This window comes from Streptosporangium sp. OZ121 (assembly GCF_051918885.1).
GTDB lineage: Bacteria > Actinomycetota > Actinomycetes > Streptosporangiales > Streptosporangiaceae > Streptosporangium.
Genome location: NZ_JBPXMC010000005.1, coordinates 367,561 through 393,444, shown reverse-complemented (window position 1 = coordinate 393,444; position 25,884 = coordinate 367,561). Strand labels below are relative to the sequence as shown.

The 25,884-nt window shown below is 72.7% G+C and carries 19 protein-coding genes; 11 read left to right on the top strand and 8 right to left on the bottom strand.

Annotated elements, in window-relative coordinates; all coding sequences use genetic code 11:
- Nucleotides 1-217 precede the first annotated feature (217 nt).
- Both ACTOQ1_RS13870 and ACTOQ1_RS13865 read right to left on the bottom strand, forming a co-directional pair.
- Nucleotides 218-661: a DUF5925 domain-containing protein gene (locus tag ACTOQ1_RS13870; RefSeq protein ID WP_440067169.1), complete on the bottom strand. Its 444-nt coding sequence runs from the start codon at nucleotides 659-661 to the stop codon at nucleotides 218-220.
- 108 nt (nucleotides 662-769) lie between these two features.
- On the bottom strand, nucleotides 770-1,384 hold the full coding sequence (locus tag ACTOQ1_RS13865; RefSeq protein ID WP_440067168.1) for a TIGR03086 family metal-binding protein: 615 nt from the start codon (nucleotides 1,382-1,384) through the stop codon (nucleotides 770-772).
- 98 nt (nucleotides 1,385-1,482) lie between these two features.
- Between ACTOQ1_RS13865 and ACTOQ1_RS13860 the strand changes: the two genes are divergently transcribed.
- The gene (locus tag ACTOQ1_RS13860) at nucleotides 1,483-2,445 is read left to right on the top strand and encodes a helix-turn-helix transcriptional regulator (RefSeq protein WP_440067167.1); all 963 of its coding nucleotides are present in this window, start codon (nucleotides 1,483-1,485) and stop codon (nucleotides 2,443-2,445) included.
- A 139-nt stretch (nucleotides 2,446-2,584) separates the two neighbouring features.
- Here the strand turns inward: ACTOQ1_RS13860 and ACTOQ1_RS13855 are convergent, their stop codons facing one another.
- Entirely contained in the window at nucleotides 2,585-3,469 is an 885-nt protein-coding gene (locus ACTOQ1_RS13855) for a LysR family transcriptional regulator (RefSeq protein ID WP_440067166.1), read from the bottom strand.
- Between the two features lie 70 nt (nucleotides 3,470-3,539).
- Here ACTOQ1_RS13855 and ACTOQ1_RS13850 point away from each other — a divergent pair, with 70 nt between their 5' ends.
- Nucleotides 3,540-4,505 (top strand): DMT family transporter, encoded by a 966-nt coding sequence (locus ACTOQ1_RS13850; RefSeq protein WP_440067165.1) that lies wholly within the window; start codon nucleotides 3,540-3,542, stop codon nucleotides 4,503-4,505.
- Here the strand turns inward: ACTOQ1_RS13850 and ACTOQ1_RS13845 are convergent.
- On the bottom strand, nucleotides 4,471-5,931 hold the full coding sequence (locus ACTOQ1_RS13845) for a serine/threonine-protein kinase (RefSeq protein WP_440067163.1): 1,461 nt from the start codon (nucleotides 5,929-5,931) through the stop codon (nucleotides 4,471-4,473). The genes ACTOQ1_RS13850 and ACTOQ1_RS13845 overlap by 35 nt on opposite strands.
- 227 nt (nucleotides 5,932-6,158) lie before the next feature.
- On the opposite strand from ACTOQ1_RS13845, the gene ACTOQ1_RS13840 reads away from it, so the two are divergent.
- The gene (locus tag ACTOQ1_RS13840) at nucleotides 6,159-6,926 is read left to right on the top strand and encodes a peptidoglycan recognition protein family protein (RefSeq protein ID WP_440067162.1); all 768 of its coding nucleotides are present in this window, start codon (nucleotides 6,159-6,161) and stop codon (nucleotides 6,924-6,926) included.
- Between the two features lie 81 nt (nucleotides 6,927-7,007).
- On the opposite strand, the gene ACTOQ1_RS13835 is transcribed toward ACTOQ1_RS13840, so the two are convergent.
- The 4 genes from ACTOQ1_RS13835 to ACTOQ1_RS13820 are packed head-to-tail and all read right to left on the bottom strand — an operon-like array spanning nucleotide 7,008 to nucleotide 12,489.
- Complete coding sequence (locus ACTOQ1_RS13835; protein WP_440067160.1) at nucleotides 7,008-7,994, bottom strand: ABC transporter ATP-binding protein; 987 nt, start codon at nucleotides 7,992-7,994, stop codon at nucleotides 7,008-7,010.
- Nucleotides 7,984-9,882 (bottom strand): dipeptide/oligopeptide/nickel ABC transporter permease/ATP-binding protein, encoded by a 1,899-nt coding sequence (locus ACTOQ1_RS13830; protein ID WP_440067158.1) that lies wholly within the window; start codon nucleotides 9,880-9,882, stop codon nucleotides 7,984-7,986. The genes ACTOQ1_RS13835 and ACTOQ1_RS13830 overlap by 11 nt, the downstream gene beginning before the upstream one ends.
- Nucleotides 9,875-10,810 (bottom strand): ABC transporter permease, encoded by a 936-nt coding sequence (locus ACTOQ1_RS13825; RefSeq protein ID WP_440067156.1) that lies wholly within the window; start codon nucleotides 10,808-10,810, stop codon nucleotides 9,875-9,877. Before ACTOQ1_RS13825 ends, ACTOQ1_RS13830 begins: the two co-directional genes overlap by 8 nt.
- The gene (locus ACTOQ1_RS13820; RefSeq protein ID WP_440067154.1) at nucleotides 10,807-12,489 is read right to left on the bottom strand and encodes an ABC transporter substrate-binding protein; all 1,683 of its coding nucleotides are present in this window, start codon (nucleotides 12,487-12,489) and stop codon (nucleotides 10,807-10,809) included. Before ACTOQ1_RS13820 ends, ACTOQ1_RS13825 begins: the two co-directional genes overlap by 4 nt.
- 152 nt (nucleotides 12,490-12,641) lie before the next feature.
- Here ACTOQ1_RS13820 and ACTOQ1_RS13815 point away from each other — a divergent pair, with 152 nt between their 5' ends.
- From ACTOQ1_RS13815 to ACTOQ1_RS13780, 8 genes are all read left to right on the top strand, one after another.
- The gene (locus tag ACTOQ1_RS13815; protein ID WP_440067152.1) at nucleotides 12,642-13,397 is read left to right on the top strand and encodes a TetR family transcriptional regulator; all 756 of its coding nucleotides are present in this window, start codon (nucleotides 12,642-12,644) and stop codon (nucleotides 13,395-13,397) included.
- Between the two features lie 10 nt (nucleotides 13,398-13,407).
- A complete protein-coding gene (locus ACTOQ1_RS13810; protein ID WP_440067150.1) occupies nucleotides 13,408-15,201 on the top strand; it encodes a methylmalonyl-CoA mutase family protein in 1,794 nt (597 codons plus the stop codon).
- Nucleotides 15,198-17,381, top strand: coding sequence for a methylmalonyl-CoA mutase (gene scpA, locus ACTOQ1_RS13805; RefSeq protein ID WP_440067148.1), 2,184 nt, complete (start codon nucleotides 15,198-15,200; stop codon nucleotides 17,379-17,381). Before ACTOQ1_RS13810 ends, scpA begins: the two co-directional genes overlap by 4 nt.
- Nucleotides 17,365-18,351, top strand: a complete 987-nt coding sequence (gene meaB / locus ACTOQ1_RS13800; RefSeq protein ID WP_440067145.1) for a methylmalonyl Co-A mutase-associated GTPase MeaB — start codon at nucleotides 17,365-17,367, stop codon at nucleotides 18,349-18,351. Before scpA ends, meaB begins: the two co-directional genes overlap by 17 nt.
- 474 nt (nucleotides 18,352-18,825) lie before the next feature.
- Nucleotides 18,826-20,214, top strand: a complete 1,389-nt coding sequence (locus ACTOQ1_RS13795) for a cytochrome P450 (RefSeq protein ID WP_440067143.1) — start codon at nucleotides 18,826-18,828, stop codon at nucleotides 20,212-20,214.
- A complete protein-coding gene (locus tag ACTOQ1_RS13790) occupies nucleotides 20,211-21,131 on the top strand; it encodes a terpene synthase family protein (RefSeq protein WP_440067142.1) in 921 nt (306 codons plus the stop codon). Before ACTOQ1_RS13795 ends, ACTOQ1_RS13790 begins: the two co-directional genes overlap by 4 nt.
- The gene (locus ACTOQ1_RS13785) at nucleotides 21,128-22,819 is read left to right on the top strand and encodes a prenyltransferase/squalene oxidase repeat-containing protein (protein ID WP_440067141.1); all 1,692 of its coding nucleotides are present in this window, start codon (nucleotides 21,128-21,130) and stop codon (nucleotides 22,817-22,819) included. The genes ACTOQ1_RS13790 and ACTOQ1_RS13785 overlap by 4 nt, the downstream gene beginning before the upstream one ends.
- Before the next feature lie 212 nt (nucleotides 22,820-23,031).
- Nucleotides 23,032-25,788, top strand: a complete 2,757-nt coding sequence (locus ACTOQ1_RS13780; RefSeq protein ID WP_440067139.1) for a nitrate- and nitrite sensing domain-containing protein — start codon at nucleotides 23,032-23,034, stop codon at nucleotides 25,786-25,788.
- Nucleotides 25,789-25,884 lie beyond the last annotated feature (96 nt).

The window sequence follows — 25,884 nt, the reverse complement described above, 5'->3', positions numbered from 1 at the left end:
GGCCTTGCCCTGGGGCGGGACCTCAATGCCGCGCTGAATCTGGCCGCGCTCGCGGCCGACGTCGCCCAGAGTCGCGGGGAGACGCGAAACGCCCGTGGAGGAGCGGTAGGACCCGGCACCCGTGCCGGGCGCGCACCGGCGAAACGGGAACCCCGGAAACGGGGAACGCTCCGGCGCAAGCCGGAAGCTGCCTGAAAGGGTGCTTACCACAGCACACTCACAAGCAACGGCTCTGCCACCAGAAGCCCATTTCCACGTGGTCGCTCTCGGGGGCGGGCTCCTCGGCGTCCCTGGTGACCTCCTCGATCACCGAGCGGGCCAGCCCCTCGTCGACCGCGGTCACGCTGACCGTGGCGGCGCGGTTGCGGTAGCGGACCACGCGCAGCGTCCAGCCCTCCCCGCACAGCAGCCGCGAGTCGCGGCCGTCCTTCTCCGAGGCCGCCCGGACGAGCGTCCCCGAGGCGGGGGCGAGGGAGGCGTCGGGACGGACCCGCTCCAGGCTCGCGGTGCGCGACCAGGGCTGGGCCCCGGTGGCGAACGGCGACAGCGCGAGCGCGTCGATCACGTCCACCGCCGCGTCGCCGTCGTCGAGCCAGATCTTCATCGGCAGCTCCACCGGGCGCGGCTCCGGCTGGAAGTCGACCTCCTTGAGTACGGACATGGCGCCAATGATCCTCGCGAGGCGCCCGCCGGTCGAAGGGTTTTAGGCCGTGACTCGTCGGGGGATCGGTCGTGGACGCGTTCGACGGGGCCTCGCGGACCTCGATCGTCAGCGCGGGGTGCGGCCGAGGTAGCGGAGCAGGTCGTCGACGACCGGGGTGGAGGAGGGGCCGCCGGCGGTCTCGACCACCGGCGCGTAGGCGCCCCACTGGCGCAACGGTTCGACGATTCCCCGCGCCGCGGCGAGAAGGTGGCCGGCGAGCTCGTCGTCGAGCGGGGACGGCCGGCCCGTGGCGATCGCGATGTCCCACGCGTGCACGGCGGCGTCGAGCGCGCACATCACCGCGGCGACCGGAGTGGGCAGGTCGCCGTGCGGCAGCGGCGTCGGAACGGTCTCGGTGTCATCGGCGACGGTCGCCCACGCCGCGGCGGTCTGCTCGACGGCGTCCTTCACCAGCTCCGCCGCGGTGCCGTCGACGGCTCCGGAAGGCGAGAAGGGGTCGTAGGCCGGGCCGTTTCCGACGCCGAGCATCTTCGCGTAGGCGAGCTGGTCGCCTGCGGCGTGCTGAACCACCTGGGTGACCGTCCATTCCGAGCACGGGGTGGCGTTGTCCCACTGGTCGTCCCGCACACCCGCGACGCTGTTCTCCAGCGCCAGGTAGGAGACGGCCAGCACCTCACGCCAGACCGGCCGCAGGGAGGTGACGGTGGTGGTGGTGTTCATGATTTCACCCTTCGATCTCTTCCTTGCCTGTGACACCAATCTATGGGTCCATTAGGCTAATTTCGTTCCTAATAATCACTCTGGACGAGAAGAAATCGATGGCTTCGACGACGACTCGAGTGCTGCGCCTGCTGTCCCTGCTGCAGGACCGGTCCCACACCGGCCGCGAGCTCGCCGAGCGTCTCGGCGTCACCGACCGCACCCTGCGCCAGGACATCCAGCGCCTGCGCGAACTCGGCTATCCGGTGCACGCCGCGCGCGGCGCGGTGGGCGGATACCGGCTCGGACAGGGCGCGAAGATGCCCCCGCTGCTGCTCGACGACGACGAGGCGGTGGCCGTGGCGCTGGCCGTCGGCCTGGCCGAGGACGGCTCCACCGGGATCACCGACATCGACGCCAGCCTCACCCGGGCGCTCGCCAAGCTCCAGCGGATCCTCCCGAAACGCCTGCAGCGCAAGGTGACCGCCCTGCGGTCGGCCACCGCGGTCGGGCCCGCCACGGTCGGCTCCCGCGAGCCGGACGCCCCGGTGCCCGCCGAGACCCTCACCGTCGTCGCGGGCGCGATCCGCGACGGCGCGACCCTGCTGGCGACCCGTGCCGGCACCGAGACCGAGGTGGAGCCCTACCGCCTGATCAGCTGGCGTCGCCGCTGGTTCCTGGTCGCCTACGACCTCGGCGCGCACGCCTGGCGGGCGCTGCCCGTCGCCGGCCTGACCGGCGTCCGGCCCGCGTCCCGTCGCTTCGCGCCCCGTCCCCTGCCCGACGACGACCTGGTCGCCTTCGTCCTGCGCGAGGTCGCGCAGACCGGCTGGAAGGTGCAGGCTCGCGTCACCGTCCTCGCCCCCGCCGAGACCGTGATCGCCCGCATCAACCCCGCCGTCGGCGTCGTCGAGGCCGTCGACTCCCGCACCAGCGTCCTCGTCACCGGTGCCGACGCCCTGGAGACCATCGCCATCTACCTCAGCATGCTGATGATGGACTTCCGCGTCGACGGCCCACCCGAGCTGGTCGCCCACATCCGCACTCTCGCCCGCCGCTACACCGAGGCCCTCGACGGGTAGGCCCGGCCGTCCTGCCCGTCGGTCTTCCGGTCGAGGCGGGCAGGGGTCCCGCCGCGTCGGCGAGCGCGGCGGGACCGCCCGCGGTCAGGCGTCGACCGGCCCCGTCGCGAACCGGTATCAGGGCAGCGGCTCACCGGGATCAGGGCGGCGGGACCGCCGCGGGGACCTCGGGGGCGGCGCGGAGGAGGGCGTCGACCAGCGGGCTCGGCGGCCGGGTCAGCGGGCCGGTGAGGACGAGAGCGCGTTCCAGGGACGGCTTCAGCGGGACCATGACGAGCCCGGGAGGCAGCAGGCCGCGGCCGAGGTCGGGAACCGTCGAGACGCCGATGCCCGCGGCGATCATGCCGATGAGCGTGCCGAGCTCGCGTACGTGCTGGGCGGGCGTGTAGGGGACGCCCGCCATGGAGCACAGGGCGCGGGTCTGGGGCTCGCAGCCTCCCTTGGAGACCAGCAGCGGATCCTCCACCAGCTCGGCCATCGTGATGTGTTCCTGACCGGCCAGCGGATGGTCGGCGCGGACCACCGCGTGGAAGGCGTCGCGGCCCACCACCACGTGCGCCGGCGGCGGGGGCGCCGGGTCGACGAGGATCGCGGCGTCGACGACCCCGGTCTCCAGCCAGGGGGACAGCTCGTCGTCGTCGCCCTCGAAGACCTGCACCTCGACGCCGGGGAGCTCCGCCCGCCACGTCCGCATGAGCTGGGGCAGCAGCCCGCAGCAGACCGTGGGCGGGGCGGCGACCCGGACGGTCCCCGCGTACTGTCCCAGGTGCGAGGAGACGACCTCGTCGATGGCGGTGACCGAGGCGAGCGCGGCCTGGGCGTGCGGCAGGATCGCCGCGCCCAGCGCGGTGGGGCGCACGCTCCCGTGCCGCAGCACCAGCGGGGCGCCGAGGGCGCGCTCCAGGGCGGCGAGCGCGTGGGAGACAGCCGACTGGGACATGCCCAGCTCCTCGGCGGCCACGCCGAAGCCGCCGTTCGCGATCACGGCGGTGAAGACCCGGAGTTGCGCGACCGTCGCACCCATGAGGACATCTCATCACATCCGGCGGGCAACTCATTGGACGCATGGTCCGGGCGGTGGCGAGACTGCTCCCGTGACCCGTGAAGGAACCGTCTCCACACCCCCGTTCCCGCCGATGACCGGCGCCGCGCCGTCCTCTGCCGGCCGGTCCGTCCTCGCCGCGTATCTCGCCCTGGCCCTGACGTGGGGGGCCAGCTTCCTGTTCATCAAGGTGGCCCTCACCGGTCTCTCGCCCGCCCAGACGGTGCTGGGACGCCTCGCGCTGGGGGCGCTCGCCCTCAACGTGATCATGCTGGTCACCCGCAGGAGATGGCCGAGACGGCCGGTGTTCTGGGCGCACATGGGGGTGATCGCCCTGATGCTGTGCGTGGTGCCGTTCCTGTTGTTCGCCTGGGCCGGGCAGTACATCCCCTCGGGGCTCTCCAGCATCTACAACGCGACGACGCCCCTGATGACGATGCTCGTGACCCTGGCCGCGCTCCGGCAGGAGCGCCTCGGCGCGGCCGGGGTGCTCGGCCTGCTGCTCGGCGCCGCCGGTGTCGTCGTCGTGCTGGCCCCGTGGAACCTGGGCGCGGAGACCGGTCCCTGGTGGGCGCAGGCCGCCTGCCTGGGAGCGACGTTCTGCTACGGGCTCTCCTTCGCCTACACGCGGCGCTTCGTCCTGGCGTACGGCCACGACGCTCCCACCATCGCCGCCGCCCAGGTCAGTGTGGCCGCCCTGGTCATGCTCGCGCTGAGCCCGCTGCTGGCCACCGGTCCGGTACGCCTGGACCTCCCCGTCGTGGCGAGCATGGCCGCCCTGGGCGTCTTCGGCACGGGTCTCGCCTACGTGTGGAACACCTCGGTCATCGCCCGCTGGGGGGCGGCGACCGCCTCGACGGTGACCTACCTGACCCCGCTGGTGGGCGTCGTCCTCGGGGTGGTCGTCCTGGGCGAGACGCTGGCGTGGAACCAGCCCGTGGGGGCGGTGATCGTCGTCCTCGGCATCATGACCGGCCAGGGCGTCATCGGTTCCTGGTCAGGTCGCCGGTCTCCGTGACCAGTTCGGGGCCGGGGACGTCCTTCCAGGTGTAGGTCAGGGCGTCGCCCCTGCGCTTGAGCCAGACGGTGCCGGGGACGCAGCCGGTGCCGGAGCCGAGGGTGAAGGTCAGCTCGTTCGCGGTGACCTTGGTCAGGGCGATCCGTCCCTCGCAGCCGTTGACCGGTTCCGCCCACTCGGCTCCGTCGTCGCCCTCCCTGAGCGTGACCTCGATCCGCTTCTCGCCGGGGGAGAACGGGTTGGTGGAGGTGACGCCGTCGCCGGCCCACGTTCCGGCGAATGAGGCGGGGACCTTCCTGCCGCTGCCCGGCGAGGCCGACCCCTTCGTGCCGGAGGGTTCCGGAGTGGACGGTACGTCGCTCCCGGACGGGGACGAGGATGACGAGGGTGTCGAGGGGGACGGCCTCGCCCGGTCGGTGTCTCCGGCGACGGTCTCGGGGGTCTTCAGAACGAACCAGGCGGCGATGCCCGCGGCGACCAGCAGGGACACCGTGACGAGGGCCGCGCCGACGACGATCCCCCGGGAGCCGCGACGGGATTCCTGGGTCGTGAGCGCCGACCGTCCCGGAGGGGCGGCGATCCGGCTGCCGATCCTGGCCAGATTCTCGACGGACTCGGCGGAAGGGTCGGCCGCGCCCGGGTCGACGAGGCCGACCATCAGCGCGCGAGCCGTCGGGCGGCGCGCGGGATCCTTGTCCAGGCAGGAGGCGATCAGCCCCGCGAACGCGGGGGGCAGGGCCGACAGGTCCGGGTGGTGGCTGACGATCCGGTTCAGCACGGCCGGCACGGTGTCGGCCCCGAAGGGAGACCTGCCGCTCGCCGCGCAGAGCATGGTGGCCGCCCAGCCGAACACGTCGGAGGCCGGCGAGGCGGGAGCCCCGTTGATCTGCTCGGGGGACAGGTAGGCGGGGGTGCCGATGAGGCCGGAGGCGGTCGTGGCCGCGCTCTCCGCCCTGGCGATGCCGAAGTCGACCACCCTGGGGCCGTCGGGGCCGAGCAGCACGTTGGCGGGCTTGAAATCGCGGTGCACCACCCCGGCGGCGTGGATGGCCGCCAGCGCGGTCGCCGTACCGACCACCAGGCGCTCCAGCTCGCCGCCCCGCAGCGGGCCCCGCTCGCGGATCCGCTCCTCCAGCGAGGGGCCGTCGACGAACTCGCTGACCACGTACGGGAGGGGGCCGTCCACGGAGGCGGTCAGCACGCGCGCCGTGCAGAAGGGGGCGACGCTCTCCAGGGCGGACAGTTCGCGGGCGAGCCGCGCCCGCGACGCGGTGTCGCCGCGGAACAGCACCTTCACCGCCACCCGCTCGCCGCTGGGCGCGTGCGCGAGGTAGACGACGCCCTGGCCGCCCTCGCCGAGCCTGCCGGCCAGCCGGAACGCGCCGAGCCGGTCCGGATCGCCAGGGATGAGGGGGGTCGCGACCATGGAGGCAAGGCTATCCGTCTTGTCTGTGATGAGAGGTGTCCTGGACGAACGGTTTAGGGCGTCCGGCCGGGGTTAGGGGGACGGCTGTTCCGCTGCCCGACGATCATCAGGAGCGCTTCCCCGCCATACCGTGCCAAGGGACTCAGTTGGTTCAACGGCCTCATACGGTGTCGTGTCAACCATTACGCTCCGGTAGGGCAATATCACTCAGACAGTGGAGACGTTTCGTGGCCATCGATCTCGTTACTCGCCGTGAGTGGGGTGCCCGCCAGCCGCGTGGTTCCTACAGCAGGCTCACCTCCACCAGGGGAGTGAAGGTCCATTACACGGGTGGCCAGGTCAGCCCGGACATCGTGAACGACCACGCCAAGTGCGTCGCGCTGGTGAAGTCCATCCAGAACCACCACATGGACGGCAACGGCTGGATTGATGTCGGATACTCCATGCTGGTTTGTCCGCATCGAAAGGTCTTCGAGGGGCGCGGCGCGCACCACGTTCCGGCCGCCAACGGCGCCGGGCTCAACAGCGGTCACTACGCGGTGCTCGGCCTGGTCGGCTCCTCGGGGTTCACCAAGCCGACCGACGGCGTCCTGCACGGCATCCTGGACGCCATCGAATACCTCAGGGACAAGGGCGGCGCGGGCAAGGAGATCAAGGGGCACCGCGACGGCTACTCGACCAGCTGCCCCGGCGAGCCCCTGTACGCCTGGGTCAAGCGCGGCGCCCCCCGCCCCGGCGGGGCTCCGAACCCGCCGGAGCCGCACCCCTCCTTTCCCGGCCGCACGCTCAAGCAGCCGCCGGTGATGAAGGGCGAGGACGTCCGCACCTGGCAGCGGCGGATGCGCGACCGGGGCTGGGCGATCGACGTCGACGGCCTGTACGGCCCCGGCTCCAGCGAGGTCTGCCGGAGGTTCCAGAAGGAGAAGGGGCTGCCCGTCACCGGCGCCGTCGACCGCGCCACCTGGGACGCCGCCTGGCAGGAGCCCGTCAGCTGACCTCCGTCAGGGACGCCTCCCGGCAGGGGCCCGTCAGCCGGTCCCCGGCGGGAGGTGGCCCGCCCGCCACCCGGGGCGCCTCTAGCCGGCCGTCACCCCCTGCGGGTGGTGGCAGGCCACCCACTGGTCGGGGCCGATCCTCCGCATGACCGGCTCCTCGGCGGCGCACCTCGGCGTCGCCGCCGGGCAGCGGGTCCTGAAGCGGCACCCGCTGGGCGGCGTCACCGGGGACGGGGGCTCCCCGCTGATCAGCCGGTCGGCGGGGGGAAGGCCCAGCCCGCCGCGCGGGACGGAGGCGAGCAGCGCCCGTGTGTAGGGGTGGGCGGGCGACCTGACCAGGGTGTCGCCCGAGGCCAGCTCGCAGGTCTTGCCGAGGTACATCACCAGGACGCGGTCGCTGACGTTCTTGACCACGGCCAGGTCGTGGGCGATGAACACCAGCGTCAGCCGGTAGCGCCTCTTGAGGTCCTCCAGCAGGCTCAGGATCTGGGCCTGCACCGACACGTCGAGCGCGGAGACCGGCTCGTCGCAGATCACCACCTCGGGGTCGAGCACCAGCGCCCGCGCGATGGAGATCCGCTGGCACTGCCCGCCGGAGAACTCGTGCGGGCGCCGGGCGGCGGCGGTGGCAGGGTCGAGCCCCACCGCCTCCAGCATCTCGTCGATCCTGTCCCGCCCCGTCCCCCAGACGCGCGGCCCCTCCGCGACGATGTCGCGGACCCGCCGCCGGGGGTTGAGCGACGAGATCGGATCCTGGAAGATCATTTGAAGTCGCCTGCGGGTCCTGCGCAGCGTCTCGCCCCGCAGGCCGGTGAGCTCCACGCCGTCCAGCCTGACCGATCCGCCGAGGGGCGCGGGCAACTGCATCAGCGCCCGCGCGGCGGTGGACTTCCCGCAGCCCGACTCGCCCACGATGCCGAGCGTCTCTCCCCTGGCCACGTCGAAACTCACCCCGGAGACCGCGTGCACGCGCCGTCCGCGCCCCGCGGGGAACTCCACGACGAGGTCCTCGACGCGGAGCAGCACCTGCTCGGGGGGACGGAGATGGGCGCTTCCGCTACCTGCCACGGGTGTCCGCCCTTTCGGTCCTCGTGTTCTCGACCCGCTCCGGATACCAGCAGGCGTACAGGTGGCCCGGGGTCTCCGCCTCGGCCAGCGGGGGCGCCTCGGCCGCGCATCGCTCCCGCGCGTACGGGCACCGGGGGTGGAACGCGCACCCCGGGGGCAGGGCCGCCAGGTCGGGCGGGCGGCCGGGGATGAGGTGGAGCGGGTGGTGGGCGGGGTCGGTGAGCCGGGGCACCGCCTTCAGCAGAGCCTCGGTGTACGGCATGCGGGTGCGCTCGAACAGCGCCTCGGCGGGCCCGCGCTCGACCACCCTGCCCGCGTACATGACGACGACCTCGTCCGCCCACCGCGCCACCACGGCCAGGTCGTGGCTGACCAGCACCATGGCCATGTCGCGTTCCTCGCGCTGCCGGTGGATGAGCCGCAGCACCTGGTCCTGGACGGTGACGTCGAGCGCGGTGGTCGGCTCGTCGGCGAACAGCACGTCGGGGCCGCAGGACAGCGCCATCGCGATCGTCACCCGCTGCCGCATGCCGCCGGAGAGCTGGTGCGGGTAGCGGCGCAGCGCCCGCGCGGGCTCGGGGATGCCGACCGAGGCGAGCAGCTCGACGGCCGCCGCCCGCGCCCGCCTCCGGCTCAGGCCCAGGTGCACCCTGAGCGGCTCCATCACCTGGGTGCCCACGGTCCTGACCGGGTTGAGCGCCGTCATCGGGTCCTGGAAGACGGCCGCCAGCCGGGTGCCGAGCACCCCGCGCAGCTCCTTCGGGGACAGGGTGGTGAGGTCGCGGCCCTCCAGGCGCACCTGCCCGCCGCGCAGCACGCCCGCGCCGGGCAGCAGGCCCAGCACCGAGCGGATCAGCATGGTCTTGCCGGAGCCCGACTCGCCCACCACGGCGAGCGTACGGCCGCGCTCCAGGGTGAAGGAGACGCCGTCGACCGCCCGCACGACGCCCCGCCCGGTCACGAAGTGCGTGCGCAGGTCGCGGACCCGCAGCAGCGCCCCCTCCTCCTCTTCCGCGGCGCCCTCCGCGGCGGGGGGACCCTCCGTGATCGCGCCGCCGCGGCGCGCGGGCTCCAGGCCGCTCTGCCGTACGTCGGTCAGCGCCCTGAGCCGGTCGCCGACGACGTTGCACGACAGCACGGTCAGGAACATGACGAGCGAGGGGGCGAGCACGACGTGCGGGGCGCCGTCCATCACCGCGCGGCCCTCGTTGATCAGCCCTCCCCAGGTCGGGGTGGGCGCCTGGACCGACAGCCCGAGGAAGGCGAGGCTGCCCTCGGCCACCACGGCGATCGCCATGCCGATGAAGGCGTAGGAGGCGGCCGGCACGGCCACGTTGGGGGTGATCTCCCGCAGCAGGATCCGCCGGTCCCGCGCGCCCAGGGCACGGGCCGCGAGCACGAACTCCCGGCCGGAGAACGACAGGGTGGCGCCGCGGATCAGCCTGGTCCAGGCGGGCACGCCCAGCACGCCCAGCACGATCAGCACGTTGGTCAGGCTCGCCCCGGCGAAGGCGACCACGGCCAGCGCGAACACCAGCGCGGGGAAGGCGAGCGCGATGTCGTTGACCGCCATGATCACGGCGTCCGTCGCCCGCCCCCGGTATCCGGCGACGATGCCGAGCGGCGCGCCGACCAGCAGGCCGAGCAGCACCGCGCCGACGCCGACGCCGAGCGAGACCCGCGCGCCGTACACGACCCTGCTGAGCACGTCGCGGCCCAGGCCGTCGGTGCCGAACGGGTGCGCGGGACTCGGCCCCGCCTGGGGCGGCCCCGCCAGGGTCGCGTCGTAGCGCGGCAGCGGCAGCACGTCGGCGGCGAGGGCCGCGGCGAGCACCAGGGCGATCCAGGCCGCCGAGATCCAGAATCCCCGGCCCAGCCGCCTAGGCACGCCGGATCCTGGGGTCGACGGCCACGTAGACCAGGTCGACCGCGACGTTGACCAGCACGTAGCCGATGGAGATCAGCACGACGCCCCCCTGCACTGTCAGGTAGTCGCGGGAGAAGATGGACTCGACGATGAGCCGCCCGACGCCGGGCAGCCCGAAGAGCGTCTCGATGATCACCGTTCCGCCGATGAGCGCGCCGAGGTTGAGCCCGACGGCGGTGACCAGGGAGATCGCGGACGGCCGCAGCGCGTGCCGCCACAGGATGCGCCGGGGCGACAGGCCCCGCGCGCGGGCCAGGGTGATGTAGTCCTCCTGGAGGGTGGCGATGAGGTCGTTCCGCAGCAGCCGCGCGTAGACGGCCATCTGCCCGCAGCCCAGGGTGACGGCGGGCAGCAGCACCGAGGTGAGGTTCCAGCCCAGGTCGAGCGAGATCGGGGTCCAGCCGGTCGCGGGAAGCAGCCGGAGCTCGACGGCGAACACCAGGATCAGCACCACGCCCAGGACGAACACCGGGGTCGACAGCAGGCCGAAGCTCAGCGCGGTGAGCGCCTGGTCGAGCGCCCGGCCCGCCCGGCGGGCCGCCGCGACCCCGACGGGCACGGCGAGCCCGAGCGCGATCAGCTGCGCGGCCACCAGCAGCTCCAGGGTGACGGGGAGCCGCTCGGCGAGGGCCTCGGCGACCGGGACGCTCGTGATGGGGGAGGTCCCCATGTCGCCGGTGACCAGGCCGCCGAGCCAGTCCAGGTAGCGGACCACCAGCGGCTCGTCGAGGCTCAGCTCCGCCCGGAGCCGCTCCCGCGCCTCCTCGCTCGCCGACAGGCCCAGGATCTGGGTGGTCGGGTCGCCCGGCAGCAGGTCGAGCAGCGCGTACGACAGGAAGGTGACGACGAGCAGTACCAGTGCCGGCCGGGCCGCCCGTGCCAGGATCACGGGTGGCCGACCCAGACCTGGGAGAACGGGTGGTAGGGGATGGGGGCGCCGGTCAGCGGCACGCCCTTGTCGCCGTCGGGCAGGAGGTGGTCGCCGATGCCGCCGACCCTGGTCTTCGCGATCACCGCCCCGGTGTCGAGGTGGTCGACGAAGACGTAGGGGACGAGCTCGCGCAATCGCTGCTGGACCGTGGCGTAGGCCTGCTTGCGGACGTCGTCCTGGGGGTTGCTCCTGCCGGTGTCGAGGGCCTGGCTGAGCCGGAGGTCCTTGAGGCGGCTGAAGTTCAGGGAGATGCTGCCGACGGGCCCGGCGTGGTTCTGGTGCATCCAGACGTACTCGCCGTCGGGGTCGGAGGCGGAGAACTGCGTCCACACGGTGGCCTGGAAGTCGCCGGTCACGGCCCGGTTCACCAGGTCGGCCTGGTCGACCTGCCTGATCCGCACCTCCACCCCGGCCTTGCGCCACATGTCCTGGGCCAGCTCTATGCCCTGCATGGTGTTGGGGTCGGGCGGTGTGATCACCTCGAAGGAGATCTGCCCCTTCTCGGCCTCGACCTGGGCGATCAGGGCCTTCGCCCTGTCCAGGTCGTAGGCGGGGTAGTCGCCCCCGGGGGCGTACCACGGGGAGTCCTTCGACCAGGGGCCGTCGGCCTCCTTGGTCAGCCCGCCGCGCAGCGTGGAGATGACCGCCGCCCGGTCGGTGGCGTGGGCCAGCGCCCGGCGCAGGCGCAGGTCGTCGAAGGGCGGCGCGGCGGTGTTCAGCATGAACATGTACTCGGGCACCGACATGCCCGAGGCCCGCCTGACCGTGTACGCGTCCTTGAGGGCGCCGAACTTGAGGATGTCGTCGTCGCGGGTGGTGCCCATCGCGTCGATCCCGCCCGCCTCCAAAGTCTGCGCCCGGGTCTGGGTGTCGGGCAAAACGCGGAACTCGATCTCGTCGAGGTAGGGCAGCCCCTTGCGCCAGTAGGCGGGGTTCCTGGTGACGACCATGCGGCTGCCCGGCGTGTACTCCTTGAACACGAACGGCCCGGTCCCCACCGGCCTGCGGCTGGCCGCCTCGGGGTCGGCCAGGGAGGACGCGGGGACCACCATCCCGATCTGCGCGGCGAGGTGGTAGGGGAAGGCCACCCAGGGGCCCGTCAGCCTCACCTTCACCGTCATGGGGTCGACCAGCTCGAAGGAGTCGACGGGCGTGAACGCCGCTCTGGTCAGCGGGGACGCCTTCTGCGCCTCCAGGTTGGCCTTGACCGTCTTGCCGTCCAGAGGCTCGCCGGTGGAGAAGGTGATCCCCGGGCGCACCTTGATCGTCCACTCGTCGGCGTTCCTGCTGGGGGTGAGCGACTCGGCCAGCACGGGTCTCCACTCGCCGGTGGCGGTCACCCCCACCAGGGTCTCGATGATCGTCCCGGCCATGCTGTAGCTCACGGCCGCGAACTGGTCGGTCACGGGGTTGAAGCCCGCCGCGTCGGCGCCGAGGCCGTAGACCAGGCGCCCGCCGCGCACCGGCGAGGCCCCGGCTGCCCCGGCCGCCCCGCCCGAGGTCCCGGCGGCGCCGGCCGCACCGGCCGCACCGTCGGAGGGCGCGACGGGCCGCTCGCCGCTGCACCCGGCCAGCGCCAGGGCCGGCCCCAGCGCCAGCGAGGTGAGCAACGCCGTGGAAACCGTCAGACGCTTCACGTACGTCTCCTCCCGGTAGAGCCCCCCGAGAGCAATTTCACCGATAGTACTATCGGCGAAAAATCGCACAAGTCCTTAGAGGCGATTGTTCGCGCCGGATGTCCGTGGAAGCTCGCCGGTAGGCTTATCGGTGAACGGGAAGCGAGGCGGCAGTGACGAGCACACCCCTGACCAGGAGCGAGGCCAAGGACCTGACCAGGCGCCGCCTCATGCGCGCCGCGTTCGCCATCCTCGACGAGGAGGGGGAGGCGGGCCTGACCACGGTCAAGGTCGCCCGGGCGGCGGGGATCGCCCAGTCCAGTTTCTACGTGCACTTCAAGGACAGGCAGGAGCTGCTGCGGGCGCTCGGCGACCGGGTGGGGGAGCGCCTGCGGGGGGCGATGCGCGAGGCGCGGCGCCGGGCGCGCGAGGCCCCCAGCGACAGGGAGCGCCACCGCGAGACCTTCCGGATACCGCTGGAGGCCATCTGCCGGCACCCCGCGCTGTTCCGCCTGGGCCTGCGCGCCCGGCACGACCCCTCGTCGCCGTTCCACGAGTTCGCCGTCGAGAGCGCGGCGGCCTACCGGGCGCACCTGGTCGCGGACCTGGCCTCGTTCGGCTTCCCGGCCGGCCGCGAGAGCGACCGGCGCCGCCTGGAGATGGTCGCCGACGGGATCGGCGCGCTGAGCGACGCGATGGCGATCGGCCACATCGACGGGCGCTACCCCGACCTGGAGGAGGTGGTCGACGTGCTCGTCGCCTTCTCGTACGGATACCTCAGGCTGCTCGGCAAGGACGCCCCGGCGTCGCCCGCCGGCCCCTCCCTCCCGCGTGACCCCGTTCGGAACGATCCACGAACTCCCCCTATCGACCCCACAATCGGTGTCCGTCACGAACCCGGGGGAGGCGGCCGGCGGGACGGCGCCTAGTATCCGGTGCATGACGGTGCCGCCTGAGGAACCTCGATCGGCCGCCGAGTTCCCACCGGTCACCCGTGACCGGTGGCGGGAGCTGGCGCTCGGGGTGTTGCGTAAGTCCGGTGTCGAGACCGGCTCCCCGGAGGAGGAGCTGGCCTTCACCACCTATGACGGTGTGAAGATCGCACCGATCTACGACGCGTCCGACCTGCCCGGCGACCCGGGCCTTCCCGGAGCCGCCCCCTACGTGCGCGGTTCCCGCCCCGAGGGTGGCTGGGAGGTGCGGCAGCGCCACGAGGTGCCCGATCCGGAGGCGATCCTGGCGGATCTGGAGAACGGCGTCACCTCGCTGTGGCTCGCCCTCGCCCCCGAGGACCTGCCCCGCGCCCTGGAGCGGGTCTACCTGGATCTGATCTCGGTCACGCTCGACGCGGGCAAGCGGACCCGCGAGGCGGCCGAGGCGCTCTTCGCGCTGGCCGGTGAGCGGGGGGCCTCAGCGCCCGGCGGCGGATCGGTGGCGCTCACCGGGAACCTGGGCGCCGACGCCCTCGCCGACGCGCGGACCGCGATCGAGCTGGCCCGCCGCTGCGTGAGGGACCACCCGGGGCTGCGGGCGGTCGTCGTGGACGCCACCCCGTACCACGAGTCGGGGGGCGGCGACGCGGAGGAGCTCGGCTGCTCCGTCGCCGCCGGGGTCGCCGCGCTGCGGACCCTGGTCGGCGCCGGCCTGACGATGGAGCAGGCGTTCGGGCAGCTGGAGTTCCGGTACGCCGCCACCGCCGACCAGTTCCTCACCATCGCCAAGCTCAGGGCCGCCCGCAGGCTCTGGGCCCGCGTCGCCGAGGTGTGCGGCGTCTCCGGCGTCTCCGGGGCGGCGCAGCGGCAGCACGCGGTGACCAGCTCGGCCATGATGACCGCCCGCGACCCGTGGGTGAACATGCTCCGCACCACGCTCGCCTGCTTCGCGGCCGGGACCGGCGGGGCCGACGCGGTGACCGTGCAGCCCTTCGACGCCCGGCTCGGCCTGCCGGACGCCTTCGCCCGCCGCATCGCGCGCAACACCCAGTCGCTGCTCGTGGAGGAGGCCGGGGTGGCCCGGGTGATCGACCCGGCCGGGGGCTCCTTCTACGTGGAGCGGCTCACCGAGGACCTCGCGAGCCGGGCCTGGACGTGGTTCCAGGAGATCGAGCGCGCCGGGGGCGGCGGGGGCATGGCCGACGCCCTCGCCTCCGGGTTCGTCGCGGGACGGCTCGCCGCCACCTGGGAGCGGCGCGCGGCCGGCATCGCCAGGCGCCGCGACCCGATCACCGGCGTCAGCGAGTTCCCCGACCTGGCGGAGAAGCCCCTGAGCAGGCGGCCCAGGCCCGCGGAGGCGGCCGCCGGGAGCGCCGGGGTGCACTACGCGCAGGAGTTCGAGGCGCTGCGCGACCTGGCCGACGCCCAGAAGACCCGCCCGAAGGTCTTCCTGGCGACCATCGGCCCGGTGGCCGCGCACACCGCGAGGGCGTCGTTCGCGGCCAACCTGTTCCAGGCGGGCGGCATCGCCACCGTGACCGGCGGCGCCGTCACGGATCCCGGCGAGATCGCCGCCGCGTTCGCCGCCGGCGGCGCGAAGGTCGCGTGCCTGTGCTCCAGCGACCGGCTGTACGCCGGGCACGCCGAGGCGGTGGCCGCCGCGCTGAGGGGCGCGGGGGCGGTAAAGGTCTGGCTGGCGGGGAAGGGAGAGTTCGAGGGCGTGGACGCCAACCTCTACGCGGGGTGTGACGCGCTCGGCGTGCTCCGGACGACTTTCGAGGACCTGGGGGTGGCCCGATGATTCCCGACTTCTCCGGCATCGAGCTCGGCGCCCGGCCGGCGGCCCCGGATCCCGGCCTGGAGGCCTGGGCGCGATCGGTGCGGGAGGCCACCGGGAGCGATCCCGGGGAGCTGGTGTGGGAGACGCCGGAGGGGATCGGCGTCAAGCCGCTCTACACCGCCGCAGACCTGGCCGGGCTCGACTCCCTGGACACCTACCCCGGCGCGGCCCCCTTCCTGCGCGGCCCGTACCCGACCATGTACGTCAACCAGCCGTGGACCATCCGCCAGTACGCCGGATTCTCCACCGCGGCCGAGTCCAACGCCTTCTACCGGCGCAACCTGGCCGCCGGGCAGAAGGGCCTGTCGGTCGCCTTCGACCTGGCCACCCACCGGGGCTACGACTCCGACCACCCGAGGGTGGCCGGGGACGTCGGCATGGCGGGCGTGGCCATCGACTCCATCTACGACATGCGGCAGCTGTTCGACGGTATCCCCCTCGACAGGATGAGCGTGTCGATGACCATGAACGGCGCGGTGCTCCCGGTGCTCGCGCTCTACGTCGTGGCCGCCGAGGAGCAGGGGGTGGCCCCCGAGCAGCTCGCCGGGACCATCCAGAACGACATCCTCAAGGAGTTCATGGTCCGCAACACCTACATCTACCCGCCGGGCCCCTCGATGCGGATCATCTCCGACATCTTCGCGTACACCAGCGAGAGGATGCCGAAGTTCAACTCGATCTCGATCTCCGGGTACCACATCCAGGAGGCCGGGGCCACCTGCGACCTCGAGCTCGCCTACACCCTCGCCGACGGGGTGGAGTACCTGCGGGCGGGTGTCGAGACGGGCCTGGACATCGACGCCTTCGCGCCACGCCTGTCGTTCTTCTGGTGCATCGGCATGAACTTCTTCATGGAGGTCGCCAAGCTGCGGGCGGCGCGGCTGCTCTGGGCGCGGCTGGTGTCCGGGTTCGGGGCGAAGAACCCCAAGTCGCTCTCGCTGCGGACCCACTCGCAGACCTCCGGCTGGTCGCTCACCGCCCAGGACGTCTACAACAACGTCGTCCGCACCTGCGTCGAGGCGATGGCCGCCACCCAGGGCCACACCCAGTCGCTGCACACCAACGCCCTCGACGAGGCCCTCGCCCTGCCCACCGACTTCTCCGCGCGGATCGCCCGCAACACCCAGCTGCTGCTCCAGCAGGAGTCGGGCACCTGCCGGGTGATCGACCCCTGGGGCGGCTCCTACTACGTCGAGCGGCTCACCCACGAGCTGGCGACCAGGGCCTGGGGCCACATCGAGGAGGTCGAGGCCGCCGGGGGCATGGCCAGGGCGATCGACCAGGGACTGCCGAAGCTGCGCATCGAGGAGGCCGCCGCCCGCACCCAGGCGCGCATCGACTCCGGGCGCCAGCCGGTCATCGGGATCAACAAGTACCGGCTGGACGTCGACGAGCCCATCGAGGTGCTGAAGGTCGACAACACCTCGGTACGCGCCCAGCAGCTGGAGAAGCTGCGCCGCCTGCGCGAGGAGCGCGACCCCGACCGGGTGGAGGAAGCGCTCACAGCGTTGACAAAGGGCGCCGCGGGCGACGGGAACCTCCTCGCGCTGTCGATCGAGGCGGCCCGCGCGATGGCCACGGTCGGGGAGATCTCCGACGCGCTGGAGCGGGTGTTCGGGCGGCACGCGGCGCAGATCCGTACGATCACCGGGGTCTATCGCGAGGAGGTGGGATCGGGCGTGGACGCGGTCCGCGCGGCCTGCGCCGAGTTCGAGCGCCTGGAGGGCCGCCGCCCCCGCATCCTGGTGGCGAAGATGGGCCAGGACGGCCACGACCGGGGCCAGAAGGTGATCGCCACGGCCTTCGCCGACCTCGGCTTCGACGTGGACGTCGGCCCGCTGTTCCAGACGCCCGACGAGGTCGCCCGCCAGGCGGTCGAGGCCGACGTGCACGTGGTCGGCGTGAACTCGCTGGCCGCCGGGCACCTCACGCTCGTGCCCGCGCTCCGCGAGGCGCTGGCCGCGCTGGGCGCCGGCGACATCATGATCGTGGTCGGCGGGGTCATCCCGCCGGGCGACTTCGACGCGCTGCGCGCGGCGGGCGCGAGCGCGATCTTCCCACCCGGCACCGTGATCGCCGACGCCGCCCGGGGGCTGCTGGCGGACCTGCTCACCCGGCTGGGCCATGACGCGCACTCTTGACGACTACGTCCAGGGGGTGAAGGAGGGGTCCGTGGCGTGGATCGCGCGGGCGATCACGCTGGTGGAGTCCTCCCGAGCCGACCACAGGGACCTGGCCCAGCGGCTGCTGGCCGAGCTGACCCCGCTCGGCGGAGCGGCGCGCAGGGTCGGTATCACCGGCGTGCCCGGCGTCGGGAAGTCCACGTTCATCGACGCCCTCGGCACCCGGCTGACCGGGCAGGGCCACCGGGTGGCGGTGCTGGCCGTCGACCCGTCCTCGACGCGTACGGGCGGGAGCATCCTGGGCGACAAGACCAGGATGGCCCGCCTGGCGGTCGATCCGAACGCCTTCATCCGCCCCTCGCCCACCTCGGGCACCCTGGGCGGGGTCACCAGGGCGACCCGCGAGGCGATGGTCGTGGTGGAGGCGGCCGGGTACGACGTCGTCCTGGTGGAGACCGTCGGCGTCGGCCAGTCCGAGACAGCGGTGGCCGACATGGTCGACACCTTCCTGCTGCTCACCCTGGCCAGGACGGGCGACCAGCTCCAGGGCATCAAGAAGGGCGTGCTGGAGCTGGCCGACGTGATCGCGATCAACAAGGCCGACGGGTCCGAGGGCAGCCCCCACGAGCTGGACGCGCGCAAGGCCGCCAGGGAGCTCGCCGGAGCGCTCCGCCTGCTGGGTGCGGAGCGGACGCCCCCGGTGCTCACCTGCAGCGGGCTGACCGGCAACGGGCTGGACGAGCTCTGGCGGGAGGTCGTCCGGCACCGCGACGCCCTGGAGGCCTCGGGGGAACTCGCCGAGCGCCGCCGCCGCCAGCAGGTCCGCTGGACCTGGGCCCTGATCACCGACAGGCTGCTCACCCGGTTGCGCGAGCACCCCGAGGTCGCGGCGATCGTCGCCGAGGTGGAACGCGAGGTCCAGGAGGGTGCCCTCACCCCGTCGCTGGCCGCCGACCGCGTCCTCGCGGCCTTCGCCAAGGACGGCTGACGGCTCCGGGCCTTCGCCAAGGACGGCCTGACGGCTCCGAGCGCGAGCCCGCCGTCACTCTGGGTGACTCCCGATCGTCGCGCGACAGTTGCCTGATCCGCCGTTAAAGCGCCGGTGTTAAGCGCATGTTAACAAGGCGTGTGTCCGAAAGTGGCAAGATTTATATTCTATATGACCTTGATCACTTCTAGCGGGTCATGTGATACTTCGTGCGAAGATTAACTAATGTTGTGATGTGATGCGCTTTAGCGTGTAAAACACAGAATGAGACAGGCGAGGAGGTCCGGAGCGTCCCTGGATTGCCGGCCGATCGGCCTCTGACCTGTCGGTTGACCAGTCCTTATCACGCCCCGGGCGGACGCGGGACAGGTGGGATGTCCCGTTCCCGAACACCGCCGCACTCACCCGTGCGGGCGGTTGTCTCGTGCTGCGCGAATTCACGTCACGCGAGGTGGGAGACGTTTACCTATGTCCATGGACGTGCGCGCCCGTACCGGCCGCCGGGCGAGATCCGTTCCGATGCGCCGGGCCCTGCCGAAGCTGCTTCGCGAACCGGCGGGCGCGCTCGCCGAGTTCGCACGCGAGTCCCGGGGGGAGGTCCTCCGGCTGGAACTGGGGCCCTTCCGCCCCTACCTGGTCACCCATCCCGACCACGTCCAGAAGGTGATGCGTCTCGAATGGACCAAGCACCAGCGCCTGGGCATGTTCTGGCGCCCCCTGGAGCGGCTCTTCGGGCACAGCATCATGAGCGACGGCGAGCACTGGCAGAACAGCCGGAAGGTCCTGCAGCCGCTGTTCACCACGCGGTACATCGCCACGATCGCCGACGAGGTGTCCAGGCGCGTCGCCGGGCGTGTCGAGGAATGGGACGAGTACGTCCGGTCGGGACGCGACTTCGACGCGGCCACGGAGATGTCCCGGATCCTCAGCTACATCGTCAACCGGGTGCTGTTCGGGGACAAGCTGAACCGGGAGGACGGGGAACGCATCATCCCCGCCTTCGAACAGGCGTCCTATTCGCTCGTCTATCGGATTCTTCTGCCGTTCATGCCGTATTTCATGCGGATTCCCGGCGACCGGACCTTTCTGAAGGCCGTCGAATCGATCGACGACGTGGTGTTCCCCATTGTGAGGAAGGCGATGGCGAACCCCGACGACAACGTCGACGTCATCTCCGTGCTCTGCCGGTCCGTGGACGAGAACGGTGACAGGCTCACCGAGAAGCAGATCCGCGACGCGCTGGTGAGCGTGTACGCCGCGTCCTCGGAGACCACCGCGATGGTCCTCACCTGGCTGTGGCTGCTGCTGGAGGAGCACCCGGACGTGGCGGCCAGGCTCCAGGCGGAGATCGACGAGGTGGTCGGCGAGGGGCCGGCCGTGCCCGAGGACATCCCCCACCTCGTCTACACGCGCATGGTCCTGCAGGAGACCCTCCGCCTGTACCCGGCGGGCTGGTTCCTGCCCCGCAGGGTGATGGAGGACGCGGAGATCGGCGGCGTGCGGATCAAGGCCGGATCCTCGGTGCTGGTCACCCCGTACGCCACCCAGCGGCTGGAGGAGTTCTGGGAGCGCCCGGACCAGTTCGACCCCGAGCGGTTCGCGCCCGGACGGTCGGAGAGCGAGGAGCGCAGGCACCGGTACTCCTACTTCCCCTTCGGCGGCGGCCCGCACAGGTGCCTGGGCGAGCCCCTGTTCTACGTCGAGGCGCCGCTCGTGGTCGCGAGCATCCTCAGCCGGTTCCGGATGTCGGTGCGCACCCCCGGCCCGTTCGACACCGGCTGGGCCGCCTCGCTGCGCCCCCGGCAGAAGGTCGCGCTGGGCGTGTCCTTCAACGGCCGCGACCGGAGCGGGGCCCTGCGATGACGCGCCGGCCCGATCCCGGTACCCGGCCCGGTTCGGACGTCCGGCCCGATCCCGGTGCCCGGCCGGACGCCAGGGAGGCCGGGGCGATCTGCGCCCGTGCCGGGCGGTCCCAGCGGGACATGCGGGAGTGGGCGGAGACCTATCCGGGCCTGTTCTCCGCCAAGCCGTTCGACGCGGCCCTGTACAGCACGCTCTCGCTCGCCATGGCGTTCGGCGGCCCCTGGTTCGACGCCGGGCAGTTGCGGATGGCGAACAAGGTCTCCCTGTGGGCGTTCGGCCTGGACTGGCTCGTCGACTACGTCGCCACCACCTCGCCCGAGGTGGAGGAGATCGCCCGGCGCTGCCTGGACGTGGCCGGCGGCGCCCCGCCGGTCCCCGGCGACGACCTCACCCGCATGCTCGGCGACATCCGCGACGAGCTCGCGTCCTCGCCCGCGTTCCCCGAGCTCGGGCCGGTCTGGCGCGACGAGCTGGGGCGCATGCTGGAAGGGATGCTCACGGAGTGGCGCTGGAAGACCGACAAGGTCACGCCGACCTACGAGGAGTATCTCGGCAACGCCGACAACCTCGGCTTCTCCTACGTGTTCGCCGCCCACTGGATCCACGTCACGGGCTCCGGCGCGGTCGCGGACATCGGCGCGCTGCGCGAGGCGGGCTGGGCCGTGCAACGGGTCATCCGCCTCCTGAACGACCTGGGCACCTACGAGCGGGACGTCGCCTGGGGAGATCTCAACGTCCTGCTGCTCGGCCTGGACCGCGCCGAGGTGGAGCGGCGGATCGCCGGGCTCGCGGCCCGGAGCCGGGAACTGGTCGCCCCCCTGCGGGCCGCCCATCCGGAGCTGGCGGGCTACATGGAACGGCAGATGGACTTCTGCGCGGGCTTCTACCAGGTCGGTGACTACTGGGGGGATTTGTGAGCGTCGACGGCCTGCTCGCCACCACGGAACCCGGCACGAGAGCCGGCGCCTGGATCGGCGTGGAGGACCACGCCGGGATCGACGCGGCCGCCGAGGCGCGCGAACTGGTCGCCGGGCTGCTGGCCGAGCCCTGGGGCCAGGTGTCCGCCTCGCCGTACGAGACCGGCCGGGTGGTGAGCCTGGCGCCCTGGCTGGCCGGGCACGCCGAGCGGGTCGGGTACCTGCTCGCCACCCAGCGGCCGGACGGCCGCTGGTCCTCGTCCGGTGATCACGCCCTCGTCCCCACCCTGAGCGCGGTGGAGGCACTGCTGGCCGAGCTCGGCCGCGACACCACCGCCGATCCCGCGCTCCTGGCCAAGGCCGCCGACCGCGGGCTGGAGGCCGTCCGGAACTGGTCCTTCCCGGCCACCTGGCCGCCGGACACGCCCGCGATCGAGCTCATCGTGTCGTCCCTGCTCGCCCTGATCGACGGGCACCTCGGCGGGGAGGGCCCGGAACCGCCCCCGGGCATGGGCGGCGCCAAGCTGGCGGCCGTCAGGGCGTGGCTGATGTCGGGCGCGGCGATCCCGCAGAAACTGGTCCACGCCCTCGAGGTCGCGGGCCCGGAGGCGACGGCCGCCTCCGGGATCCTCCCCACGCCGATGCCCGGCGGGATGGCGGCCGCCGGTGCCTCCCCCGGGGCGAGCGCCGCCTGGCTGGCCGCGCTTTCCCGGCCCGGAGCCGTGGACGCCTCCGGGGACGCGGACGTCCCGGGAACCGTGGACGCCTCCGCCTCCGGGGGCCGTGCCGCGCGGAGGGCCGGGGACGAGGCCGCCGTACGGCGGTACCTGGAGGCCGTGGTGGCCTCCACGGGCGGGCCGGTGCCGTGCACCCTCCCCGTCACCGTGTTCGAGCGCGGCTGGACGCTGAGCTGGCTGCGGCGTGCGGGAATCCCGGTGGACGCACCGCAGGAGCTGGTCGCGAGCCTGCGGGACGGGCTCGGCCCCGACGGGGTCGCCACGGGCCCGGGCCTGCCCGCCGACGCCGACACCACCTCCGTCGCCCTGTACGCGCTGGCGCTGCTCGGCGAGCCGCGCGAGCCGGAGGGGCTGTGGCCGTTCGAGCTGGAGACCCACTTCTGCACCTGGCGCGGGGAGGAGGGGATGTCCCCGACGACCAACGCGCACGTGCTCGACGCCTTCGGCGAGTACCTGCGCCGGTGCGGGGGAGAGCCCCGCCACGCGGCCGTCGTCGCCAAGCTGGCGGCCTGGTTGCGTGACCGCCAGGAGGCGGACGGCAGCTGGACGGACCGCTGGCACGTCTCGCCGTACTACGCCACGGCCTGCTGCGCGATCGCGCTGCGCGAGTTCGGCGGCGGGAGGTCGGCGGGCGCGGTGGGCGGTGCCGTGGACTGGGTGCTCGGCACCCAGCGCGGGGACGGGTCGTGGGGCCGGTGGGGAGGCACCGCGGAGGAGACCGCCTACGCGCTGCAGACCCTGCTGCTGGCCGGCACGGCGCGGGAGGGTCGGTGGGGGGAGGCCGTGGAGCGCGGGTACCGCCACCTGCTGGCCACCCGTGACGACGAGGCGCCCTCGCTCTGGGTGGACAAGGACCTGTATCTGCCGGTCGCGATCGTCAGGGCGGCCGTTCTGGGCGCGCTGCACCTGGCGCGACGCGCGCTCGCCATTCCCGAGGATGACTCGTATTGAGAATTGACCGTGAATTCAAAACAGGACACAAGGGCGTATCCACTCTGTCCGTCTTGAGGGTTTTTAGTGACATTGCTATGGTTCGGCGGGTGTGATGTGGGGTGTCCCGCCGACCCCCGCGATGTGGCGACCGTTTGACCTGTTTGACCGGTATGTGTCAACCGCCATGAAAAATGCCGGCTATTTTCTTTCTCCTTCCCGGGGTGGATACCATGCGCTTGCGTAACGCGAGCTTGCGGACCAAGGTCACGGCACTTCTGGTGTCGCTCACCGCGCTCTGGGCGTTCACGGCATGGGTGACGGTCCGTGACGGTCTGAACATGCTGGGCGTGGCGACCCTCAACACCGAGGTCGCCGACCCGAGCGAGCGGCTCATCGTCGAACTGCAGGCCGAGCGGCGGCTGACCGCGATCACCCTGGGATCGGCCGGCGCGGAACGCCAGCGGCGCGAGGCGCTGGCCGCCCAGCGCAAGCGCACCGACGCCGCCGACGCGCACTTCCGGGAGCTCACCGGCGGCAGCGGGGTGCGGCTGCTGGGAAGCTCCGCCCTTGAGCGCCGGCTCGGCGAGACCCGCGAGCTGATGGACGACCTGCCCGCCGCGCGCAAGGCGATCGACGCCGGCCGGGTCAACCGGACCTGGGCGGCCACCGAGTTCACCGCCATCGTCGACTCGATCTTCCGCGTCTACGACTCGCTGGCGACGCTGGACGACGAGGAACTCGCCAAGGACACCCGCACGCTCATCGGGATGAACCGGGCCCGGGACATGCTGGCCCAGGAGGACGCCCTGGTGATGGGCGCTCTGACGGCGGGCCGGTTCGCCGACGGCGAGCAGGTCAGGCTCACGCAGATGGTCGGCACGCGGCGCTTCGTCACCGACCAGGCGGTGGCCGAGCTGCCCGCCGCCGACCAGGAGGCCTACCGCCGGCTGGTCGCCGGCGATCAGTTCGTCCGGCTGCGCGCCATGGAGGACCAGCTGATCGAGGACCCGAACGTGGTGCAGGCCGGGGTGATCGACGTCACGCGGTGGAGCTCCGACGCCCAGCCCGCGCAGACCAAGTTCACGCAGGCCGTGCTCACGGCCGGCAGCGGAGTGGTCGAGCGGTCGGGCCCGGTCGCCGCCGGCGTCATCGTACGGCTCGCGCTGGCCGGCGGCCTGGGGCTCGTGGCCGTCATCGCCTCGGTCGTCCTGGCCATCACCACGGCCCGCGCCCTGGTCCAGCAGCTGGAGAAGCTGCGGGCCGCCGCCTGGGAGCTCGCCAACGAGCGGCTGCCCGCCGTGGTCGAGCGGATCGGTCACGGGCAGGTGGTGGACGTCGCGGCGGAGGCGCCTCCCCTCAAGTTCGGAGACGACCAGATCGGGCAGGTCGGCCAGGCGTTCAACGCCGTGCAGCGGACCGCCATCAAGGTCGCCGCGGAGCAGGCCCAGCTGCGCCGCGACATCGCCGACATCCTGCGCAACCTCGCCCGCCGCACCCAGTCGCTCGTGCACCGCCAGCTGAGCGTGCTCGACGTCATGGAGCGGCGCGAGAACGATCCGCAGGAGCTGCGCGACCTGTTCCGGCTCGACCACCTGGCGACCCGCATGCGGCGCTACGCGGAGAACCTCCTCGTGCTCTCCGGCGCCGCGCCGGGCCGCGCCTGGCGCGACGCGGTCCCGATGATCGACGTGGTCCGCGGCTCCCTCGCCGAGATCGAGGACTACACCCGGGTCGACGTGATGCCCCTGGGGGAGGTCTCGCTGGACGGCCGGGCGGTGAGCGACGTCATCCACCTGATCGCCGAGCTCGTCGAGAACGCCGCCTCCTTCTCCCCGCCCTACACGACGGTGCAGGTCGGCGGATATCTGGTGGCACACGGCTACGCGCTGGAGATCGAGGACCGCGGCCTGGGCATGAGTCCCGCGGACATCGCGGACGCCAACGAGCGGATCGCCAACCCCCCGGAGCTCAAGCTCTCCGGCAACGCCCGCCTCGGCCTGTACGTCGTCAGCCGCCTGGCCGAACGGCACGACATCCGGGTGACCTTCAAGTCCTCCCCGTACGGGGGCACGACCGTCGTCGTCCTCATCCCGCAGGAACTGATCAGCGAGGAGGACCCGGGCCCCTCCGTCGGGATCGGCGTGCCGCAGGCACGCCCGGCGAGCGGCAAGGAGATGAACGGCGCCACCTCCGCGGTCGCCGCGGTCCGCGGCAGGGTGGGCGACCCGTTGGGCATCACCGGCGGCCCCGTGCGGGCCGCCGGGGCGGAGGGAGAGGTCATCGGCGAGCACGTTCCCGGCACCGGGACAGAGGCGTGGGAGCCGGCGCCGCCCGCCAACGGCAGGTCGCACCCGGCGGGCCCCGCGCCCTCCGGCCTTCTCGCCGACCAGGCGTCCTCCGGCGGCTTCGCCGATCCCGGCCGTCTCGTCACCCCGCCGCACACCGGCCGTTCCACGGATCCGGGCCTTCCGGCCGGCCGGGCCGACCAGACCCCCTCCGGACGGCATTCCGCGGGTCCGGCGCCCGCGGAGGGTTTCACCGATCCGACGTTTCCCGGCCGCTTCGCCGATCCCTCGGCACTCAGGCAGATGCCCGAGACCGGGGCACCCGGCCGGCTGCCCGATTTCACGAGCCCCGGATCCCCCGCCTCGCCGGGTGCTCCCGGCGCGGGGCCCGACGACTCCGGCGCCCACGGGCGTCCGGGCGGCTCCGGGACGGCGCTGCCTCCCGTGCTGCCCCCGCCCGACAGCAGTCACACCCCGGGTGGCCTGCCGAGGCGCGTTCCGCAGACCCACCTCGCCGCCCCCCTGCAGGAGGACGAGCCCGCGCCCCCGCCCCCGGCCGACGACGCCGACGAGCGTTCGCCGGAGATGATCCGCGCGGCCATGTCGTCCTTCCAGGCCGGTACGCGCCGAGGCCGCGACGACGCCGCCCAGTTGCTCGATCGCGACGACGATCCCGCGGGCGAGGGCGGGCCCGCCGTGTGACCCCAGTGAACGATCTCAAATCGCGCGTGCCCGGCAGGCGCCGATGAGCCGCCGGCAACCGGCGGCGTGACGTCGGCAGGCAGAAGGAGAGGACAA